The sequence below is a fragment of the Sphingomonas japonica genome, assembly GCF_006346325.1.
GTDB lineage: Bacteria > Pseudomonadota > Alphaproteobacteria > Sphingomonadales > Sphingomonadaceae > Sphingomonas > Sphingomonas japonica.
In genome coordinates, this window is sequence record NZ_VDYR01000001.1 from 915,690 (window position 1) to 934,201 (window position 18,512).

General features: G+C 65.3%; 19 protein-coding genes. 12 read left to right on the top strand and 7 right to left on the bottom strand.

The features are described from left to right. Nucleotides 1–78 precede the first annotated feature (78 nt). Genes FHY50_RS04630 through FHY50_RS04640 form a run of 3 tightly spaced genes read left to right on the top strand, consistent with a single transcriptional unit; the run spans nucleotide 79 to nucleotide 2,345 of the window. Nucleotides 79–1,230 carry a bifunctional 2-C-methyl-D-erythritol 4-phosphate cytidylyltransferase/2-C-methyl-D-erythritol 2,4-cyclodiphosphate synthase gene (locus FHY50_RS04630; RefSeq protein ID WP_140047323.1) on the top strand — a complete coding sequence of 384 codons (1,152 nt, stop codon included), beginning with the start codon at nucleotides 79–81 and terminating at the stop codon, nucleotides 1,228–1,230. A gap of 22 nt (nucleotides 1,231–1,252) precedes the next feature. Next, entirely contained in the window at nucleotides 1,253–1,813 is a 561-nt protein-coding gene (locus tag FHY50_RS04635; RefSeq protein ID WP_140047325.1) for a hypothetical protein, read from the top strand. 4 nt (nucleotides 1,814–1,817) lie between these two features. Continuing rightward, nucleotides 1,818–2,345, top strand: a complete 528-nt coding sequence (locus FHY50_RS04640) for a CinA family protein (RefSeq protein WP_140047327.1) — start codon at nucleotides 1,818–1,820, stop codon at nucleotides 2,343–2,345. Here the strand turns inward: FHY50_RS04640 and FHY50_RS04645 are convergent. Beyond that, nucleotides 2,279–2,767 (bottom strand): type II toxin-antitoxin system RatA family toxin, encoded by a 489-nt coding sequence (locus FHY50_RS04645; protein WP_140047329.1) that lies wholly within the window; start codon nucleotides 2,765–2,767, stop codon nucleotides 2,279–2,281. The two genes, FHY50_RS04640 and FHY50_RS04645, sit on opposite strands and share 67 nt — an antisense overlap. Before the next feature lie 2 nt (nucleotides 2,768–2,769). Beyond that, entirely contained in the window at nucleotides 2,770–3,708 is a 939-nt protein-coding gene (gene lipA / locus FHY50_RS04650; RefSeq protein ID WP_140231040.1) for a lipoyl synthase, read from the bottom strand. A 65-nt stretch (nucleotides 3,709–3,773) separates the two neighbouring features. On the opposite strand from lipA, the gene FHY50_RS04655 reads away from it, so the two are divergent. Next, entirely contained in the window at nucleotides 3,774–4,406 is a 633-nt protein-coding gene (locus FHY50_RS04655; RefSeq protein ID WP_140047330.1) for a carbonic anhydrase, read from the top strand. A gap of 3 nt (nucleotides 4,407–4,409) precedes the next feature. Here FHY50_RS04655 and eno read toward each other — a convergent pair whose 3' ends face one another. Next, nucleotides 4,410–5,687, bottom strand: coding sequence for a phosphopyruvate hydratase (eno, locus tag FHY50_RS04660; RefSeq protein ID WP_140047332.1), 1,278 nt, complete (start codon nucleotides 5,685–5,687; stop codon nucleotides 4,410–4,412). Nucleotides 5,688–5,835: 148 nt separating this feature from the next. On the opposite strand from eno, the gene FHY50_RS04665 reads away from it, so the two are divergent. From FHY50_RS04665 to FHY50_RS04685, 5 genes are all read left to right on the top strand, one after another. After that, nucleotides 5,836–6,372 carry a hypothetical protein gene (locus tag FHY50_RS04665; protein WP_140047334.1) on the top strand — a complete coding sequence of 179 codons (537 nt, stop codon included), beginning with the start codon at nucleotides 5,836–5,838 and terminating at the stop codon, nucleotides 6,370–6,372. Nucleotides 6,373–6,392: 20 nt separating this feature from the next. After that, on the top strand, nucleotides 6,393–6,752 hold the full coding sequence (locus FHY50_RS04670) for a phage holin family protein (protein ID WP_140047336.1): 360 nt from the start codon (nucleotides 6,393–6,395) through the stop codon (nucleotides 6,750–6,752). Next, a complete protein-coding gene (locus FHY50_RS04675; RefSeq protein WP_140047338.1) occupies nucleotides 6,749–7,024 on the top strand; it encodes a hypothetical protein in 276 nt (91 codons plus the stop codon). The genes FHY50_RS04670 and FHY50_RS04675 overlap by 4 nt, the downstream gene beginning before the upstream one ends. A 54-nt stretch (nucleotides 7,025–7,078) precedes the next feature. Beyond that, nucleotides 7,079–7,540 (top strand): hypothetical protein, encoded by a 462-nt coding sequence (locus FHY50_RS04680; protein WP_140047340.1) that lies wholly within the window; start codon nucleotides 7,079–7,081, stop codon nucleotides 7,538–7,540. 79 nt (nucleotides 7,541–7,619) lie between these two features. Beyond that, nucleotides 7,620–7,838: a DUF4170 domain-containing protein gene (locus FHY50_RS04685; protein WP_140047342.1), complete on the top strand. Its 219-nt coding sequence runs from the start codon at nucleotides 7,620–7,622 to the stop codon at nucleotides 7,836–7,838. 3 nt (nucleotides 7,839–7,841) lie between these two features. Here the strand turns inward: FHY50_RS04685 and FHY50_RS04690 are convergent, their stop codons facing one another. From FHY50_RS04690 to carA, 4 genes are all read right to left on the bottom strand, one after another. Continuing rightward, on the bottom strand, nucleotides 7,842–8,480 hold the full coding sequence (locus FHY50_RS04690) for a rhomboid family intramembrane serine protease (protein WP_140047344.1): 639 nt from the start codon (nucleotides 8,478–8,480) through the stop codon (nucleotides 7,842–7,844). A gap of 5 nt (nucleotides 8,481–8,485) precedes the next feature. After that, a complete protein-coding gene (gene greA, locus FHY50_RS04695) occupies nucleotides 8,486–8,962 on the bottom strand; it encodes a transcription elongation factor GreA (protein WP_140047346.1) in 477 nt (158 codons plus the stop codon). A gap of 80 nt (nucleotides 8,963–9,042) precedes the next feature. Continuing rightward, nucleotides 9,043–12,366: a carbamoyl-phosphate synthase large subunit gene (gene carB / locus FHY50_RS04700; RefSeq protein ID WP_140047348.1), complete on the bottom strand. Its 3,324-nt coding sequence runs from the start codon at nucleotides 12,364–12,366 to the stop codon at nucleotides 9,043–9,045. Between the two features lie 385 nt (nucleotides 12,367–12,751). Then, nucleotides 12,752–13,927, bottom strand: coding sequence for a glutamine-hydrolyzing carbamoyl-phosphate synthase small subunit (carA, locus tag FHY50_RS04705; RefSeq protein ID WP_140047350.1), 1,176 nt, complete (start codon nucleotides 13,925–13,927; stop codon nucleotides 12,752–12,754). 142 nt (nucleotides 13,928–14,069) lie between these two features. Here carA and FHY50_RS04710 point away from each other — a divergent pair, with 142 nt between their 5' ends. From FHY50_RS04710 to rpoD, 3 genes are all read left to right on the top strand, one after another. Further along, a complete protein-coding gene (locus tag FHY50_RS04710) occupies nucleotides 14,070–14,525 on the top strand; it encodes a GatB/YqeY domain-containing protein (protein ID WP_140047352.1) in 456 nt (151 codons plus the stop codon). 62 nt (nucleotides 14,526–14,587) lie between these two features. Then, entirely contained in the window at nucleotides 14,588–16,456 is a 1,869-nt protein-coding gene (dnaG, locus tag FHY50_RS04715; protein WP_140047354.1) for a DNA primase, read from the top strand. Nucleotides 16,457–16,469: 13 nt separating this feature from the next. Further along, on the top strand, nucleotides 16,470–18,500 hold the full coding sequence (gene rpoD / locus FHY50_RS04720) for an RNA polymerase sigma factor RpoD (protein WP_140047356.1): 2,031 nt from the start codon (nucleotides 16,470–16,472) through the stop codon (nucleotides 18,498–18,500). Nucleotides 18,501–18,512: the final 12 nt, after the last annotated feature.

Genomic DNA, 18,512 nt, shown 5'->3' on the forward strand with positions numbered 1-18,512 from the left:
AAAACAGGCAGCGTCTACGCCAGACGATGCCGCGGTGCAAGGCTGGCGGGCGGCGCTCCTCTGCGCTAGGCGCAGGCAATGGTTGCTCCCCGCATCGTCGCGCTGATCGTCGCCGCCGGCACCGGTACGCGCTCGGGCTCATCCACCCCCAAGCAATTCGCGCCCGTGGCCGGGCGGCCGATGCTGGCGTGGAGCCATGCCGCGCTTTCGAACCATCCGGCGATCCGCCAGGTGGTCGTCGTCCACGGCGAAGGACAGCGCAGCGCTGCCGAATCTGCTGCCCCGGGCGCCGTGTTCGTCCCGGGCGCTGCGACGCGGCGCGACTCGGTGCGCGCCGGGCTTGAGGCGATCGCGCGGGAGGGCGGTGCCGATCGGGTGCTGGTGCACGACGCGGCGCGGCCGTTCGTTCCGGCTCGTATCATCGAAGCGCTGCTCGCTGCTCTGGACGGCGCGCCGGGCGCGGTTCCGGTGCTGCCATTGGCTGATACGCTGGCGCAGGGCGGGGATCAGTTGGGCGAGGTCAGGCCACGCGATGGCCTGGTCCGCGTGCAGACGCCGCAGGCATTCGACTTCGCGACGCTGCTTGCGGCGCACCGCGCCTGGCCCCATGATGCCGAAGCTACCGACGACGCGCAGGTGGTGCGCGCGGCCGGCGGACAGGTCGCTCTGATTACCGGCGATCCGGCGCTCGACAAGATCACCTTTCCCGCCGATTTCGATCGCGCCGAGCGGCTGGTTCCGCGCGAAACCCGCAGCGCCGCAGGATTCGACGTCCACCGTCTCGAGGCCGGCGAGGAATTATGGCTGGGCGGCGTGCTGGTTCCACACGACAAGGGCCTGTCGGGGCATAGCGATGCCGACGTCGCGCTCCATGCGATCACCGACGCGCTGCTCGGAACCATCGCCGCGGGCGACATCGGCACGCATTTCCCGCCGAGCGATCCGCAATGGAAGGGCGCTGATTCCGCGCGGTTCCTCCAGCATGCCGCATCGCTGGTCGAGGCGGAAGGCGGGCGCATCAGCTTCATCGACCTGACGCTGATGTGCGAAATGCCCAAGGTCGGTCCGCATCGCGCGTCGATGCAGGCGCGGATCGCCGAATTGTTGCGGCTCGACGCTCATCGCGTCAGTATCAAGGCGACGACGACCGAACGCCTGGGCTTCACCGGTCGCGGCGAAGGGATCGCTGCACAGGCGATCGCGACGATCACTCTGCCGGCGCCGTTCTAACCATGAAAAGGGGATGCGTATCATGACCCGTTCGAAATTGCTGGGCACGGCCGCCGCGATTGCCGCGTGTATTGCCGCGCCAATCGCCGAAGCGCAGACCGGCCAGTGCGTCACCCAGCGCGAGGCGGAGGCGCTGTTCCTCTATGTCGCGCCCGACCTGATCCGGACGACCACCGCGCTGTGCGGTCCCAGATTGCCGGCGAATGCGTTTCTGCGCACCGGCAACGCTCGCCTCACAGCCAAATATCGTGCCGAGAGCAGCGCTGCCTGGCCCGGTGCGAAGGCGGCATTGCTCAAGATCGTCGGCCCGGACGCCGGCCAGATGCTCGATTCGCAATTCGCCGGGACGATGGTGTCGACGATCGTCGCGCCGCTGGTGAGCGGGGCGATCAAGCCTGCGGACTGCCCGGTCGTCGATCGCATTCTTGCTCAGATGGACCCCCTGCCCGCACGCAACACCGCCGCTCTACTCGTGACCTTCGCGCAACTCGCCGATCGCGAGCGGCGTGCAGGCGATGCGCGGGCGATGCAATTGCCGCTCTGCCCGCTCGACGCACCGCGCTCGGCCTCTCCCACAGGATAGTCATATGGATACCACCCTCCCCGCCGAGCTCGTGGCCGCCGCGCGGCGCGTCGTCGATGCCAACCGCACCGCCGGGCGCCGCATCGCACTGGCCGAGAGCTGCACCGGAGGGCTTGTCGCCGCCGCGATTACCGAGATTCCGGGATCGTCCGACGTGTTCGAGGTCGGCTTCGTCACCTATTCCAATGCCGCCAAGCAGAAGCTGATCGGAGTCGGCAGCGACGTCCTCGAAACCTTCGGATCGGTGTCGGTGGCGTGTGCGTGGCAGATGGCGCAAGGGGTACTTGCCAAGACCGGCGCGGACGTCGCGGTGGCGATCACCGGTATCGCGGGTCCCGACGGCGGATCGGAAAAGAAGCCGGTCGGGACCGTGGTATTCGCGCGGGCGGAAAAAGGCGCCGATCCCCGCGACGTGGTCGCCGATTCGCGCCATTTCGACGTCGAAGGGCGCGGCGCAATCCGGCTTCAGGCGGCGCTGTGCGCGCTCGAATTGCTGATGCCGGGAGCGCCTGCCTCGGACGAGGAGGCGTAGAGCACCGCAGCGCGCTCTTCGAAGGCGCCAATCATCTTGCGCAGTGCGCGGTCGAACACCTGCCCCGCCAGCATTTCAAAAACCCGGCTCTTGAAGGCGAAGTCGACGCGGAAATCGACGAGGCAGCCGCCCTTGCCGTCGGGGCGGAACGTCCAGTCATTGTGAAGATATTTGAGCGGCCCGTCGATGTAGTCGACGCGAATATGGTCCGGCCGCTGCTTCTGGACCTTCGACGTGAAGGTCTCGCGCAACCCCTTGAAGCCGACGATCATATCGGCGACCATTTCGGTATCGCTGTTCGAGCGCACTCGGATCGCCGTCACCCACGGCAAAAACTCGGCATAGCGCGCAACGTCGGCGACCATGTCGAACATCTGTTCGGGGCTGTAGGGCAATTGCCGCGTCTCGCTATGCTTGGGCATGGTCAGCGCGCCGCGGCCAGCTTCGCCTCGCGATTGGCGCGCAACCGCTCGAAATCATCGCCGGCGTGATAGCTCGATCGCGTCAGCGGCGACGAAGCTACCAACAGGAACCCCTTGGCACGCGCGATCGCCGCAAAGGAATCGAACGCCTGCGGCGTTACGAAATCCTCGACCCGCGCATGGCGCGGAGTGGGCTGGAGATACTGGCCCATTGTCAGAAAATCGATATCGGCGGACCGCATATCGTCCATCACTTGATGCACCTCGAGCCGCTGTTCTCCCAGCCCAAGCATGATCCCCGATTTGGTGAAGATCGACGGATCGCGCTTCTTGACACCCTCGAGCAGCCGCAGCGACGCGTAATAGCGCGCACCGGGGCGGATGGTCGGATAAAGGCGCGGAACGGTTTCGAGATTGTGGTTGTAGACGTCCGGCCGCGCGGCGACGATCATGTCGATCGCCGCATCGGCCTTGTTGCGGAAATCAGGAGTGAGGATCTCGATCGTTGTCGCGGGTGCCGCGGCGCGGATCGCCTCGATCACGCGCACGAATTGCCGGGCGCCGCCGTCGGGCAGATCGTCGCGATCCACCGATGTGATGACGATATGCTTCAATCCCATCTGCACCGCCACTTCGGCGACGTGCTGCGGCTCGGCGGCATCGACGGCGCGCGGCATGCCGGTCTTGACGTTGCAGAACGCACATGCCCGTGTGCAGGTATCGCCTAGGATCATCACCGTGGCGTGCTTCTTGGTCCAGCATTCCCCGATATTCGGGCAGGCAGCCTCCTCGCACACCGTCGTCAGGCTCTTTTCGCGCATCAGCCGCTTGGTCTCGGCAAAGCCGGCGCTGGTCGGCGCCTTCACCCGAATCCAGTCCGGCTTGCGCAGGCGCGCGGACGCAGGCTGGGGCGGATTGGCGAGCGTGGTCACATCGTTCATCCCCGCCAGATAGCGATCCGCGGCCAGGGTTGCCACCCCTTCGAAGCGGTGCGAAAAGCGGCGGCATGACCCCATATTTCAGCGATCTCGTCGGCGGCTATCGCCGTTTCCGCAGCGAAGGCTATCAGCGCGAACGCGCGCGCTGGGAGGAACTTGCCGCGGGCCAGGCGCCGAGGGTAATGGTGATCGCGTGTTCAGACAGCCGGGTCGAACCCGCGGAGATTTTCGACACGCGCCCGGGCGAGATTTTCGTCGTGCGCAACGTCGCCAACCTCGTTCCGCCAATCGAACTCGACGGCGGCCGACATGGCGTCTCCGCTGCACTTGAGTTCGCGGTGACCCAGCTCGAGGTCGAGGAGATCGTGGTGCTCGGTCACGGCAGCTGCGGTGGTGTATCGGCCGCCCTGTCGCAGAAGTTCAAGGGCGCGGAGCCCGGCCGCGGTGGGTTCATCGCGCATTGGATCGACCTGCTCGACGACGCGCGAGAACGCATCGTCGCCGAGCATGGCGACGGGGCGGAAGCGGTGCGCCGGATGGAGCACGAAACGGTACGCGTCTCGATCGCCAACCTGCGCACCTTCCCGTGCGTTCAAAAGCGCGAGGCGGATCGCCGCCTGACGATCCACGGCGCATGGTTTTCCATCGCCGGCGGCGAGTTGCACGTCATGGACGAGGACGGCGCCTTCCGCGCCGCCTAGGCGTCACCGCCGCAGCACACTGGTCCCCGCGTACCGCGCGGTATCGCCCAGTTCCTCCTCGATCCGGATCAACTGGTTGTACTTTGCGAGCCGGTCCGACCGCGCCAGCGACCCGGTCTTGATCTGCCCGCAATTGGTCGCGACCGCGAGGTCGGCGATCGTCGCATCCTCGGTCTCGCCCGAACGGTGCGACATGACCGCGGTATAGCCCGAACGCTGCGCCAGGCTGACCGCTTCCAGCGTCTCCGTAAGCGTGCCGATCTGGTTGACCTTGACCAGCAGCGAATTGGCCAGTCCCTTTTCAATGCCCATCGCCAGCCGTTCCGGATTGGTGACGAACAAATCGTCTCCGACGATCTGGACGCGATCGCCGCACAGGTCGGTCAGCGCCTTCCAGCCATCGAAATCATCCTCCGCCATGCCGTCCTCGATCGACAGGATCGGGTAGCGCTTGGCGAGGTCGGCGAGATACGCAGCCATTTCCTCCGGCGTCAGCGAAATCCCCTCGCCCACCATCTCGTACTTGCCGTTCTTGAAGAACTCGGTCGCCGCGCAGTCGAGCGCCAGCATCACGTCCTCACCCGGGCGATAGCCCGCCGCCTCGATCGACTGCATGATGAAGTCGAGCGCGTCGGCCGTTGATGCCAGCGCGGGCGCGAAACCGCCCTCGTCGCCGACCGAGGTCGAAAAGCCCTTGGCCGACAGCGCCTTCTTCAGCGTGTGGAAGATCTCCGATCCGCACCGCACCGCTTCCGCGATGCTGTCGGCGCCGATCGGCATCACCATGAATTCCTGGAAATCGATCGGGTTGTCGGCGTGTTCTCCGCCATTGATGATGTTCATCATCGGCACCGGCAACAGGTGCGCCGCGACGCCGCCGACGTAGCGATAGAGCGGCAGCCCGCGCGCTTCCGACGCGGCCTTTGCCACAGCCAGGCTGACGCCCAGGATCGCGTTCGCGCCGAGCCGCGACTTGTTGGCCGTGCCGTCGAGTTCGATCATCGCCTGGTCGACTTCGGCCTGATCCTCGGCATCGATGCCCAGCACCGCCTCGGCAATGTCCGAATTGACCGCATCGACCCCGCTCTGCACACCCTTGCCCATCCAGCGATCCGTGTCGCCATCGCGCTTCTCGACCGCCTCGTGCTTGCCGGTCGAGGCCCCCGACGGCACCGCAGCGCGGCCGAAACTGCCGTCGTCGAGCAGCACATCCACCTCGACCGTAGGATTGCCCCGGCTGTCGAGGATCTGACGAGCATGGATGTCGATGATTGCGGTCACGAAACGATCTCCTTATGGTGGCACTGCGGCGCGATCGGTGGTTGGCGGCGCCTCTACCGGCTTCGACGCCGCGGGGCAATTGACGGTGGACGATGGAACCTGCCCCGGTCGCCTGTGTTGTTCGAGGCGAAGCTAGAAAGGGCAGATCATGGCCGACGAGACCAATTCCACGACGCCGACGGATGCGACCGTCGCCTTCACTCCGGCAACCGACAGCGACGTCGCGTTCAAGCCGTCCGACACGCTTGAGGCTGCTGCCACGGACGAAACCCTGGCGGGCAAGCGCAGTGCCAAGGACACGATCAAGCAGGAAGCCGCCAAGTTGCAGACGCAGGCGGCGGACAAGGCGCGATCCTTCGCCGGGGACGGCAAGGCCAAGGCGACGGGAGCGCTCGGCGAGTTCGCGCGGATGATGACCGATGCGGCCGGCACGGTCGATGAGCGTCTGGGATCGCAGTACGGGAATTATGCCCGGTCGGCGGCAGGGTATGTCTCAGGCTTTGCCGATACGCTCGACAAGAAGGATGTCGACGATTTGGTCGCCGACGCTCGGGAATTCGTGCGCAACAGTCCGATGGTCGCAATCGGCACCGCCGCTGCGCTCGGCTTCGTGATCGCCCGGGTGGTCAAGGCCGGGATCGATGGCGTCGCCGACGCGTCCGAGAATACTCCGCCGCGCGTTTGATCGTGAACGTTTCAGGGGGAATGCAAGCGCCGGGTCCCGACGCGGACGAGGGAGTAGCAACGCTCGTCACGCGGCTGGTGGCCGAGGCGAAGGACTACGGCCGTGCCGAGATGGCCTATGTGCAGGCGATTGCGCGCGAACGGACCGGCGACGCCGCCCATGGCGTCGGCCTTCTCGCCGCGGCAACGTTTCTCGGTCTGGCTACGCTTACGACGATGCTGGTGGGACTGGTGCTGATGCTGACGCCGGCGATCGGTGCAGCCGGGGCGACGACGGTCGTCGTGTTTGGCGCTGGGCTTATCACCGCGCTCCTTGGCAAGATCGGCATCGACAGGATGCGGCACGCCGCGCGCAAGTCCGACCCGGGACCGCCGTCATGACGCCGACGGAAGCCCGCATGCAGCGCGATGCAGCTCGGATGCGGCTGCGCGAAACGGCCGCTACGGTCGGCAGGCGCCTGAATCCGCGCTCGATGGCGCAGGACGCCGTCGAGGGTGTCCGCGACAAGGCGGTCGCGGTGGCGGGCGATGCGGCAGACGAGGTCCGGCGGCGTCCGGCGATGGCGGTAGCGGGCATCTCGCTTCTCCTCGCGTTCATTGCCCGCCGTCGCATCAGGCGTCGGCGAGCCCTCGAGGAAAATGAAACCGGGTAGGCCTTGGACGGTTATCCACTCGATCGGGCCATGCGCCCCAGGAAAGGAAATGTGATGAGCAACGCCAGCGACCGGACCGCCGCCAATGATCGAGACCGCCGCGGCTCGATCCTCGACAAGACGCGCAACAGCGCTGCCCAGGCGGTCGACAAGACCCGCGATACCGCGACTCATGCCGCTGAGGTCACTCGCGACGGCGCGCGCGACGCTGCGACCAAAACCGCCGAAGCGATCGAGAATAATCCGGTCGTCGCGTTGGTCGGCGGCATCGCGGTCGGCGCTGCGCTGGGCGCTTTGCTCCCCAAGACGTCGATCGAGCGGCAGCATCTCGCGCCGCTGGGCAAGCGCATCACCGAGAGCGCAGCCGCTGCCGCGCGGGCAGCGCGCGACGCGGGTCGCGACGAACTCGGCGCTCTGGCGCCGGACAAGGACATGGCTAAAGCGAAAGCCTCGTCGTTCCTGGAAACCGTGGCGGCAGCGGCGAAGGATTCTGCCAAGGCCACGGCCAAGGCCTGATTGCCGACCCCGATGGGGTTGAGAAACGCGCCCCGGCCGCTATGCGGCTGGGGCGTTTCATGATCCCCGGGAGTTACCAGTGAGCAAGCTGCACCTCGTCTTTGGCGGCCGCGTGGCCGATCCGCGGACGCTCGATTTCACCGACCTCGCCTCGCTCGACATCGTCGGGCTGTTTCCCGACTATGCCAGCGCCGAAAAGGCCTGGCGCGGCGCGGCCCAGCGCACCGTCGATGACGCCGAGATGAAGTATGTCGTCGTCCACCTTCACCGACTGCTCGAACCACCATTGGAAGGGTGAAGGTCAGGCGGTGCGCCAATGCGCCGCGAGCAGCGGTCGCGCGAGCAGGATGCCGGCGATGAAACCGCCGATATGTGCAACGCCCGCGATCGGCATGCCCGATCCGCTGGTGACGAGTTGCAGGATGATGTTGATCGCCGCCCATGCGACGATAAGCCAAATCGCATGCAGGAACCCGGCCGAAAACGGTCCGATCGCCTTGGTGCGGCTCTTAGCGAACAGTAATGAATATGCGCCGATGAGCGCCGATACCGCGCCGCTTGCCCCGATCAGCGGCGAATGGCTTCCCGGATCGACCAGCCAATGCGCCGCCGCCGCCGCATAGGCGCCGACGACATACAGGATCATGATACCACGCGGCCCGATCGGGCGCTCGATTGCGTTGCCGGCAAAGACCAGCATCAGCAGGTTCGACCCCAAGTGCAACACGCTGCCGTGGATCAGCGTCGCGCTGAGCGGCGTCAGCCATACCGGCAGTGTGCCGTCGGTGAGCATGTACGGCGGCGTCCCCGCCACCCGTATCGAAATGAAACCGCCCGCGAACGCAGCCCAGTCCAGCCGTGCCAGCCAGAACAACAGCAGCGATGCCGCCGCGATGCCGCCCGCCAGCGCAAGCGTGACCGGCGCGCGCAGCGACCGCATCGCGATCAGATGAACTCGATCTTCGACACCACGTAGTAGCGATCGCCCGACGGTACCGTGACCTCGACCTCGTCATCGACCTTGCGCCCGATCAGCGCGCGGCCAAGCGGCGAGTTGTACGAGATGCGGCCGGTCTTGGCGTCGGCCTCGGTCTGACCGACGATCTGGTACTTGATCGGCTTGTCGTCCTCGTCGAGCAACGTCACCGTCGCACCGAACACGATCTTGTCGCCCGACAGATCCTTGGGATCGATGATCTGCGCGCGGCTCAGCTTGTCTTCGATGTCGCCGATCGATGCCTCGATCTGCCCCTGACGCTCCTTGGCGGCATGATATTCGGCATTTTCGGACAGGTCGCCATGCGCGCGCGCTTCCTCGATGGCGTCGACGATGGTCGGACGCTCGATCTTCAACCGCTTGAGTTCGGCAGTCAGCGTTTCATAGCCTTCCGCCAGCATCGGCATTTTCTCTACCGTCGCCATACGCCCAGTCCCTTGTCCAATAACCCCTTTTCGCGCAGCCCGTGGGGACCGCCCGCACATCGACACCGATTTGGGGGTACTTATTTGTGCGAGCGCAAATAATAGGACTGGAGCGAGCGTACTTCAAGGGACTGGCCGGACAGCGCCGCAATCGCCCGCGCCGCCGCGACACTGGCCGGGGCAGTGGTGAAATAGGGGATGCGCAGGGCAAGTGCCGAGCGCCGGATGCTCGACGAATCCTTGAGCGACTGCCAGCCTTCGGTGGTGTTGAAGATCAGCGCGATGTCACCGTCGAGAATCCGGTCGACGATGTGCGGCCGCCCCTGCGCGACCTTGTTGACGCGCTCGATGGCGATGCCCTGCCCCGCCAGGAAATCGGCGGTGCCCCCGGTCGCGACGATTGTGAAGCCCAGATCGGCCAACAGCTTGACCCCTGGCAGGATCACCGGTTTGTCGCTGTCCTTGACGCTGACGAACACAGTGCCCGAAGCCGGCAGCATCGTCCCCGCCCCCAGCTGTGCCTTGGCAAACGCGATCGCGAAATCGCTGTCGATTCCCATGACTTCGCCGGTCGATTTCATCTCGGGCGAAAGGACAGGATCGACCCCGGGGAAACGGGCGAACGGGAACACCGCTTCCTTGACCGCGATATGGTCGATGTGGCGATCGATTGCGCCCAGGTCGGCCAGCTTTTCGCCCGCCATCACCCGCGCCGCGATCTTGGCGACCGGGACGCCGATCGCCTTGGCGACGAACGGCACCGTCCGGCTGGCGCGCGGATTCACCTCGATCAGATAGACGTCGCCATCCTTGACCGCGAACTGGATGTTCATCAGCCCCTTGACCGACAGCGCGCGCGCCAGTGCCTCGGTCTGGCGCTCGATTTCGGCGATGACATCGCCGGGCAGGCTGTAAGGCGGGATCGAACAGGCACTGTCGCCCGAATGGACGCCGGCCTCCTCGATATGCTGAAGCACACCTGCCACTACCACATCGGTACCGTCGGCAATCGCATCGACATCGACTTCGATCGCATCGCGCAGATACTGGTCGATCAGCACCGGCGAGCTGCCCGACACCTGCACCGCGGTCGCGATATAGTCGTCGAGCTGCTGCGGCCCATCGACGATCTCCATCGCGCGCCCGCCCAGCACATAGCTTGGCCGCATCAGCACGGGATAGCCGATCCGCTCCGCCACTGCGACCGCCTCGTCCCGGCTGCGCGCGATACCGTTGGCAGGCTGTTTGAGGCCCAGCTTGGCGACCATCGCCGCGAACCGCTCGCGATCTTCGGCCAGGTCGATCGCGTCGGGCGAGGTGCCCAGGATCGGGATGCCCGCATCCTCCAGCGCCTGCGCCAGGTTGAGCGGGGTCTGCCCGCCGAACTGGACGATCACCCCAACCAGCTCGCCGTTGGACCGCTCGACATCGAGGATCGCGAGTACGTCCTCGGCGGTGAGCGGCTCGAAATACAGCCGGTCCGACGTGTCGTAATCGGTGCTCACCGTCTCCGGATTGCAGTTGACCATGATCGTCTCATAGCCGGCATCACCCAGCGCGAAGCAGGCGTGGCAGCAGCAATAATCGAACTCGATCCCCTGCCCGATCCGGTTCGGCCCGCCGCCCAGGATGACGATTTTCCTGCGATCGGTCGGCGCGCTTTCGTCCTCCGGCTCGCCGAAGCTTGGCGCTTCGTAGGTCGAATACATATACGGCGTCTTGGCGTCGAATTCCCCCGCGCAGGTATCGATGCGCTTGAACACCGGCCGCACGCCCAGCTTGTGGCGGAGTTCGCGCACTTCGGCCTCGTTGACCCCGCCCGACATCGCCTTGACCGCTTCGTGGATCAGCCCGCCGCGGGCGGAGAAGCGATCGCGCAGGCCGACCGACTGCACCGCCAGATAGGCGAGGCGTTTGTCGCTGAACCCCATCGCCTTGAGCTTGCGCAGGCCCGCGGCGTCGCGCGGCAGCCCCTGCTGCGCCACCACCGCTTCGGCCGCGACGATCTCGGCGATGCGCTCGAGGAACCACGGGTCGTATTTGGTCAGCGCATGGATCTCGCCGACCGAAAAGCCCTCGCGCATCGCCTGTGCGGCCACCAGCAGCCGGTCAGGCGTCGGCTGGCTCAGCGCGGCCTCGATCTCGGCGCGCGGCGCGCCCGCGAGATGCTCGACGTCATTGAAGCCGGACAGCCCGGTCTCGAGCCCGCGCAAGGCTTTCTGCATGCTCTCGTGGATGTTGCGCCCGATCGCCATCACTTCGCCGACCGACTTCATCGCGGTTGACAGCAAGGGCTCGGCACCCTTGAACTTCTCGAACGCAAAGCGCGGGATCTTGGTCACGACGTAATCGATCGTCGGTTCGAACGCGGCGGGGGTCGCGCCGGTGATGTCGTTGGTAATCTCGTCGAGCGTGTAACCCACCGCCAGCTTTGCCGCGACCTTGGCGATCGGAAAGCCGGTCGCCTTCGAAGCCAGCGCCGACGATCGGGACACGCGCGGATTCATCTCGATCACCAGCAGCCGGCCATCCTTCGGATTGACGGCGAACTGGACGTTGGAACCGCCTGTTTCGACGCCGATTTCGCGCAGGCAAGCGATGCTCGCATTGCGCATGATCTGATATTCCTTGTCGGTCAGCGTCAGCGCCGGCGCGACGGTGATCGAATCGCCGGTGTGGACCCCCATCGGGTCGATATTCTCGATCGAACAGACGATGATGGCGTTGTCGGCGCGGTCGCGCACGACTTCCATCTCATATTCCCTCCACCCGAGCAGCGATTCCTCGATCAGCACTTCGGTGGTTGGCGAAGCGTCGAGGCCGCCGGTGACGATGCGGACGAACTCGTCCTTGTTGTACGCGACACCGCCGCCGGTGCCGCCCATCGTGAAGCTGGGGCGAATGATCGCGGGCAATCCGGTATGCTCAAGCGCGGCCAGCGCCTCCTCGACCGTATGCGCAATCGCCGAGCGGGCGGATTCCAGCCCGATCCGGTCCATCGCATCGCGGAACTTGATGCGGTCCTCGGCTTTGTCGATTGCCTCGGCATCCGCGCCGATCATCTGGACATCGTATTTGGCCAGCGTGCCGTCGTTGAACAGCGCCAGCGCGGTGTTGAGCGCGGTCTGCCCGCCCATCGTCGGCAGGACGGCGTCCGGCCGCTCCTTCTCGATGATCTTGGCGACGATCTCGGGCGTGATCGGCTCGACATAGGTCGCGTCGGCCAGCTCGGGATCGGTCATGATCGTCGCCGGGTTCGAATTGACCAGGACGATGCGATAGCCCTCTTCCTTGAGCGCCTTGATCGCCTGCGTCCCCGAATAATCGAACTCGCACGCCTGCCCGATGACGATCGGCCCCGCGCCGATGACGAGGATGGAGGAGATGTCGGTACGTTTGGGCATTATTCGGCACTCTCAATGTAGAGGCGAACGTAAGGCGGACGGACAAATTGCGTTAGGCAATTAAAGCTCTTGGCAGACAGCTGATCCGGGTCGAATCGAATCCAAGTTGTTACGTCCACGTCCGTAGTGTCCATGTTATCAGTTAAGGTCCAAGCGGGTATCTCGCAGCGCGCTGCTATCTGGCTCACGTATTCTCCGGTGCTTCTTGCCTTGGGGGCAGGATTTGTCACGCCGGTATCTGGCCACCTGTCCCAGCCGGTGTTCAATCGATAGTCCAGCACCATCATTTCCGATGGGCGACGAGCTTCATTTACGGCCCAAGCCGCAAGAAAGAATGCCGCACTAGTAGCAACCCCGGCGGCGAAAGCCCTGAGCCCTGAGTGGCTCAACCCAACATTCCCACAAACCGCTCGAACAAATAAAAACTATCCTGCGGTCCCGGACTTGCCTCTGGATGATACTGCACCCCGAACGCTGGTCGGTCGGTCAACTCGAACCCGGCATTGCTCCCGTCGAACAGCGACACATGGGTCTCGCGCGCGGTTTCGGGTAGCGTCTCCGTCACCACCGCGAAGCCGTGATTCATGCTGGTGATCTCGACCACGCCGTCGGCCAGCCGCTTGACCGGATGGTTCGCGCCGCGATGGCCCTGGTGCATCTTGGTGGTCTTCGCCCCCACCGCCAGCCCGAGCAGCTGGTGGCCGAGGCAGATGCCGAACATTGGCAGTTTGTCGTCGAGCAGGCGGCGGATGACGGGGACGGCGTATTCGCCGGTTGCGGCGGGGTCGCCGGGGCCGTTCGACAGGAACACGCCGTCGGGCTCGAGCGCCATCACCTCGTCATAGGTCGCGGTGGCAGGGAGGACCGACACGCGCGCGCCTGCCGCGACTAGGTTGCGGAAGATGTTGCGTTTGGAGCCGTAGTCGATCGCGACGACGTGGGGATGTTGAGAGTCCGTAGTCTTACCATCAGACGACACCGCATAGCCTGCGCCAAGCGTCCACAGACCGCCTTCCCAGCCATGGTGCATTTCGCACGACACCGACTTGGCAAGGTCCATCCCCTCCAGCCCCGGCCAGCCGCGCGCCATCGCCAGCAGCGCGTCAACGTCGAGTTCACCCTTGGCCGAATGCGCGATCACCGCATTGGGCGCGCCCTGCCCCCGGATCCGCCGCGTCAGCGCCCGCGTATCGACCCCGGCCAGCCCGATCCGCCGGTGCGCCGTCATCCACTCGTCCAGCCGCTCGACCGATCGGAAATTCGATGGTTCGGTCACATCCTCACGCACGATGATGCCCAGCGCGTGGGGGTCGTCGGCCTCAATATCCTCGGCATTGGTCCCGACATTGCCGATATGCGGAAAGGTAAAGGTGATGATCTGCCCGGCATAGCTGGGGTCGGTCATCACTTCCTGATATCCGGTCATCGCGGTGTTGAAGCACACCTCGCCGACCGCCGCCCCTTCCGCGCCGAAGCCGCGGCCCCAAACGACTTCGCCCGATGCCAATACCAGCACCCCCGTCGCACCTTCGGGCATGGGCATGGGTTTGGCGTCGGCCATGAGGGCGGGCACTCCGAAAGCGGGTCAGCAATGTCGCTAAGGGTCGGCGGCTAGACCCCCTTCCCCGCGCCGTCAACCGGGTGACGGCGGGCGCGCGCTCAGCTACGCTTGCCGTTTCCGATTTCGAACGAGAGAGCTCCGCATGATTCGCGACGATATCAAGGCTGCCCTGATCACCGCGATGAAGGGCGGCGACAAGGCCACCACCGGCACGATCCGCCTGATCCAGTCGGCGATCAAGAACCGCGATATCGAGGGGCGAACCCAGGCGGCCGTCACCGACGACGACGCCCTGGTGGTCGAGGTGCTGCAAAAGATGGTCAAGCAGCGCCGCGAATCGATCGAGATGTACGAGAAAGGCAACCGCCCCGAACTCGCCGCAGCCGAAGCGGGCGAAGTCGCGGTGATCGAACGCTTTCTCCCCGCACAGATGGACGACGCGCAGACCGCGGCGGCGATCGAGGCGATCAAGGCCGACCTCGGCGCGACCGGCATGAAGGACATGGGCCGCGTGATGGCCGAACTGAAGGCGCGGCACGGCAGCACGCTCGACATGAGCAAGGCAAGCAGCGCGGTGAAGGCGGCGCTGGCGGGGTAGGCCAATCGAAGGGATACGCCCTCCCCGTTCGTTTCGAGCGAAGTCGAGAAACCAGCAACCCCATGACCCTCACCCCCCAATTCCTCGACGAACTGCGCGCACGGACCACGCTCTCCGCGCTGGTCGGCAAATCGGTCAAGCTCCAGCGTGCCGGGCACGAGTTCAAGGCGTGCTGCCCGTTCCACAACGAGAAATCGCCGTCGTTCACGCTCAACGACGACAAGGGGTTCTACCATTGCTTCGGCTGCGGCGCGCATGGCGATGCGATCAAATGGCTGACCGAGCATCAGGGCCTGCCGTTCATCGACGCGGTCAAGGAACTGGCCGCCGCCGCCGGGATGGATATGCCCGCCCCCGACCCGCGTTCGGCCGAGCGCGCGGAACGTGCCAGGGGGCTGCACGAGGTCTGCGCCGACGCCGCCGCGTGGTTCACCGAACAATTGTACGGGATCGGCGGGGCAGAGGCCCGCGCGTTGCTGGAAAGGCGCGGGATCGCCGGCGACACGGCACGCGATTTCGGCCTCGGCTTCGCGCCGGACTCGCGCGGGAAATTGCGCGCGGCGCTCAAGGACTATGGCGATGCGCTGCTGGTCGAGGCCGGCCTGCTGATCCAGGTCGAGGGCAAGGAGCCCTATGACCGTTTCCGCGGCCGCCTGATGATCCCGATCCGCGATCCGCGCGGGCGTGTCATCGCCTTTGGCGGCCGCATTATCGGAGACGGCGAGCCGAAATATCTCAACTCGCCCGAAACTCCGTTATTCGACAAGGGACGCCAGCTCTACAATCTCGATCGCGCGGCGGCGGCATCGCGCAAGGCCGGGCGGGTGATCGCCGTCGAGGGCTATATGGACGTGATCGCGCTGGCGCAGGCCGGGTTCGGCGAGGCGGTCGCACCGCTCGGCACCGCGATGACCGAGGCGCAGCTCGATCGGCTATGGCGGCTGAGCGACGTGCCGCTGCTGTGCTTCGACGGCGATGCTGCGGGACAGAAGGCTGCGGTCCGGGCGGCGCACCGCGCGATGCCGATGCTCGCGCCCGGTCGCAGCCTGGCATTCGTGACGCTGCCCCAAGGCCAGGACCCCGACGATCTGGTCCGCGCTTCCGGCTCCGGCGCGTTCGAGAAACTGCTGCGCCAGCCCGAGCCGCTAGTTGATCGGCTGTGGACGCACGAGGTCGCCGCCGAATCGCTCGATACTCCCGAGCAGCGCGCCGGGCTCAAGCGGCGGCTCGCTGATCTTGCCCAGAACATCGCCGATCCTTCCGTCCGCTCCGAATACCAGTCCGAATTTCGCCGCCGCTTCGACGATCTGTTCGCCAGAGCCCCCCGTGCCCCGTTCCAGCCGCGCTCGCCGGGCAAGGTCCGCGACCGCCGCACCGGGACCTGGAAACTCCCCGATCCGCCTCCTTCGGCAGCCGCACGGGGGGTCGGTACCAGTGGGATCGATCGCGCGCTTGCCCGCGCGGTGCTCGCAGGATTGATCCGCCACCCGGCAGAGATCGCCCGCCATGTCGAGGTGCTCGGCTCGCTCAGCGCCGGCGACGGAGCGCTGGCGCGGCTGTTCGGCGCGGTGGTCGATGTCGCGCTGGAAGATCAGGCGCTTGATAGTGCCGGGGTGCTCACCATATTGGCGAAGTCCGGGTTCGACCAGATAGCAGCCGATCTCCTGCGTGCCGACACCTTGCCCTTTTCGTTCACCCAGCCGGGGACCGACGCCGCGCTCGCCGCGGCGGACCTTAACGAGGCGATCATGGTGATGGTGACGCGGCCGCAAGTCGATGCCGCCCTGGCCGACGCAACGACCGCGGTGCAGGCGCGTTTCACCGACGAAGCGTTCGCGCGGCAGGTGGCGCTGGTGCAGGAGCGGCAGGCACTCGATGCGCGGCTTGCAAATCTGGTGCTTGCGGACGAAGACGGCAAAACTTTTGCGTGATTGAGGGCGATTGATGGCGAAGACGAACGGTGGCGGCGGCGACGACACGATCGAAGTGGGCGACGCACCGCTGATCGACCTCAACGAAGGGTCGATGAAAAAGCTCGTCGCGCGTGCCAAGAAGCGCGGCTACATCACCGTCGATCAGCTCAATGAGATGCTGCCGCAGGATCAGATGTCCTCGGAGCAGATCGAGGACGTGATGTCCGCGCTCAACGACATGGGTATCAACGTCGTCGAGAACGAGGACGCGGGCGAGGACGCCGAGCCGGAAGAGGACGCGCCCGAGGAAGTCGATGCCGCCGACAGCGGCGAGGCCGCGGCGCCTGCGCTCGAAACGAAGAAAAAGGAGACGATGGATCGTACCGACGATCCCGTCCGCATGTATCTTCGCGAAATGGGCGCGGTCGAGTTGCTCAGCCGTGAGGGCGAAATCGCCATCGCCAAGCGGATCGAGGCCGGCCGCGATACGATGATCTTCGGGCTGTGCGAATCGCCGATCACCTTCAACGCGATCATCGGCTGGTCGACCGCACTCAACGAAGGGACGATGCAGCTGCGCGAGATCATCGATCTTGATGCAATGCTGTCGAAGGATCCCGCGCCCGAAAGCCTGTCGGACGACGCCGAAGACGGCGATGGCGAGATTTCCGAGAAGAACGCCGGCCCCTCGTTCAAGGAAGAGGAAGAGCCCGAAGAGGCATCCGCCGACGACGACGAGGACTCGATGACCGAGCGCCGCACGCCGCGGCCTTCGGACGACGAGGAGGAGGACAATACCCTCAGCCTCGCGCAGATGGAGGAAACGCTCAAGCCGCAGGCGCTCGAGAAGTTCGCCAGCATCACGTCGCTCTACAAGAAATTCTCGAAGGTTCAGCAGAACCGCCTCGACGCGATGGCGGCGGGCGGCGAACTGTCGAATGCGGACGAAAAGAAATATCACAAACTGCGCGAGGAACTGACGGCCGAGGTCGAGAGCGTTCAGTTCCATCAAGGCAAGATCGAGTATCTGGTCGATCAGCTCTACAGCTTCAATCGCCGTCTGACCGCGCTAGGCGGGCAGATGCTGCGCCTTGCCGAGCGGCACAAGGTCAATCGCAAGGCCTTCCTCGACAGCTATGTCGATCACGAGCTCGATGAGCAGTGGCTGACGTCGGTCGCGAGCATCGACAAGAAGTGGAAGGCCTTTGCCGAGAACGAAGGCGACGCGGTCGATCGCATCCGCACCGAAATCGCCGAGATCGCGCAATCGACCGGTATGGCGCTCGGCGAATTCCGCCGCATCGTCAACATGGTGCAAAAGGGCGAGCGCGAGGCGCGCATCGCCAAGAAGGAAATGGTCGAGGCGAACCTGCGCCTCGTCATCTCGATCGCCAAGAAATACACCAACCGCGGCCTGCAATTCCTGGATTTGATCCAGGAAGGCAATATCGGCCTGATGAAGGCGGTCGACAAGTTCGAATATCGCCGCGGCTACAAGTTCAGCACCTATGCGACTTGGTGGATCCGTCAGGCGATCACCCGCTCGATCGCGGACCAGGCGCGCACGATCCGCATTCCGGTGCACATGATCGAGACGATCAACAAGCTGGTGCGCACCTCGCGCCAATTCCTCCACGAGCAGGGGCGCGAGCCCACGCCCGAGGAAATGGCCGAGCGGCTTTCGATGCCGCTCGAAAAGGTCCGCAAGGTGATGAAGATCGCCAAGGAGCCGATCAGCCTCGAGACGCCGATCGGCGACGAGGAGGATTCGCATCTCGGCGATTTCATCGAGGACAAGAACGCGATCATCCCCGTCGATGCCGCGATCCAGGCGAACCTAAAGGAGACCGTGACACGCGTGTTGGCGTCGCTCACCCCGCGTGAGGAACGCGTGCTGCGGATGCGCTTCGGCATCGGCATGAATACCGATCACACGCTCGAGGAAGTCGGCCAGCAGTTTAGCGTGACCCGCGAACGCATCCGGCAGATCGAGGCCAAGGCGCTCAGGAAGCTCAAGCATCCCAGCCGCAGCCGCAAGATGCGGTCGTTTCTCGACCAGTGACGAAATGCCCGG

Coding starts and splice junctions, on each gene's coding strand:
- FHY50_RS04645 (WP_140047329.1), bottom strand. CDS start 2,767: ATGCCCAAGCATAGCGAGACGCGGCAATTGCCCTACAGCCCCGAACAG.
- greA (WP_140047346.1), bottom strand. CDS start 8,962: ATGGCGACGGTAGAGAAAATGCCGATGCTGGCGGAAGGCTATGAAACG.
- carB (WP_140047348.1), bottom strand. CDS start 12,366: ATGCCCAAACGTACCGACATCTCCTCCATCCTCGTCATCGGCGCGGGG.
- dnaG (WP_140047354.1), top strand. CDS start 14,588: ATGACCCTCACCCCCCAATTCCTCGACGAACTGCGCGCACGGACCACG.
- FHY50_RS04680 (WP_140047340.1), top strand. CDS start 7,079: ATGAGCAACGCCAGCGACCGGACCGCCGCCAATGATCGAGACCGCCGC.
- FHY50_RS04670 (WP_140047336.1), top strand. CDS start 6,393: ATGCAAGCGCCGGGTCCCGACGCGGACGAGGGAGTAGCAACGCTCGTC.
- FHY50_RS04690 (WP_140047344.1), bottom strand. CDS start 8,480: ATGCGGTCGCTGCGCGCGCCGGTCACGCTTGCGCTGGCGGGCGGCATC.
- lipA (WP_140231040.1), bottom strand. CDS start 3,708: ATGAACGATGTGACCACGCTCGCCAATCCGCCCCAGCCTGCGTCCGCG.
- FHY50_RS04675 (WP_140047338.1), top strand. CDS start 6,749: ATGACGCCGACGGAAGCCCGCATGCAGCGCGATGCAGCTCGGATGCGG.
- rpoD (WP_140047356.1), top strand. CDS start 16,470: ATGGCGAAGACGAACGGTGGCGGCGGCGACGACACGATCGAAGTGGGC.
- FHY50_RS04640 (WP_140047327.1), top strand. CDS start 1,818: ATGGATACCACCCTCCCCGCCGAGCTCGTGGCCGCCGCGCGGCGCGTC.
- FHY50_RS04665 (WP_140047334.1), top strand. CDS start 5,836: ATGGCCGACGAGACCAATTCCACGACGCCGACGGATGCGACCGTCGCC.
- FHY50_RS04710 (WP_140047352.1), top strand. CDS start 14,070: ATGATTCGCGACGATATCAAGGCTGCCCTGATCACCGCGATGAAGGGC.
- FHY50_RS04630 (WP_140047323.1), top strand. CDS start 79: ATGGTTGCTCCCCGCATCGTCGCGCTGATCGTCGCCGCCGGCACCGGT.
- carA (WP_140047350.1), bottom strand. CDS start 13,927: ATGGCCGACGCCAAACCCATGCCCATGCCCGAAGGTGCGACGGGGGTG.
- FHY50_RS04635 (WP_140047325.1), top strand. CDS start 1,253: ATGACCCGTTCGAAATTGCTGGGCACGGCCGCCGCGATTGCCGCGTGT.
- FHY50_RS04655 (WP_140047330.1), top strand. CDS start 3,774: ATGACCCCATATTTCAGCGATCTCGTCGGCGGCTATCGCCGTTTCCGC.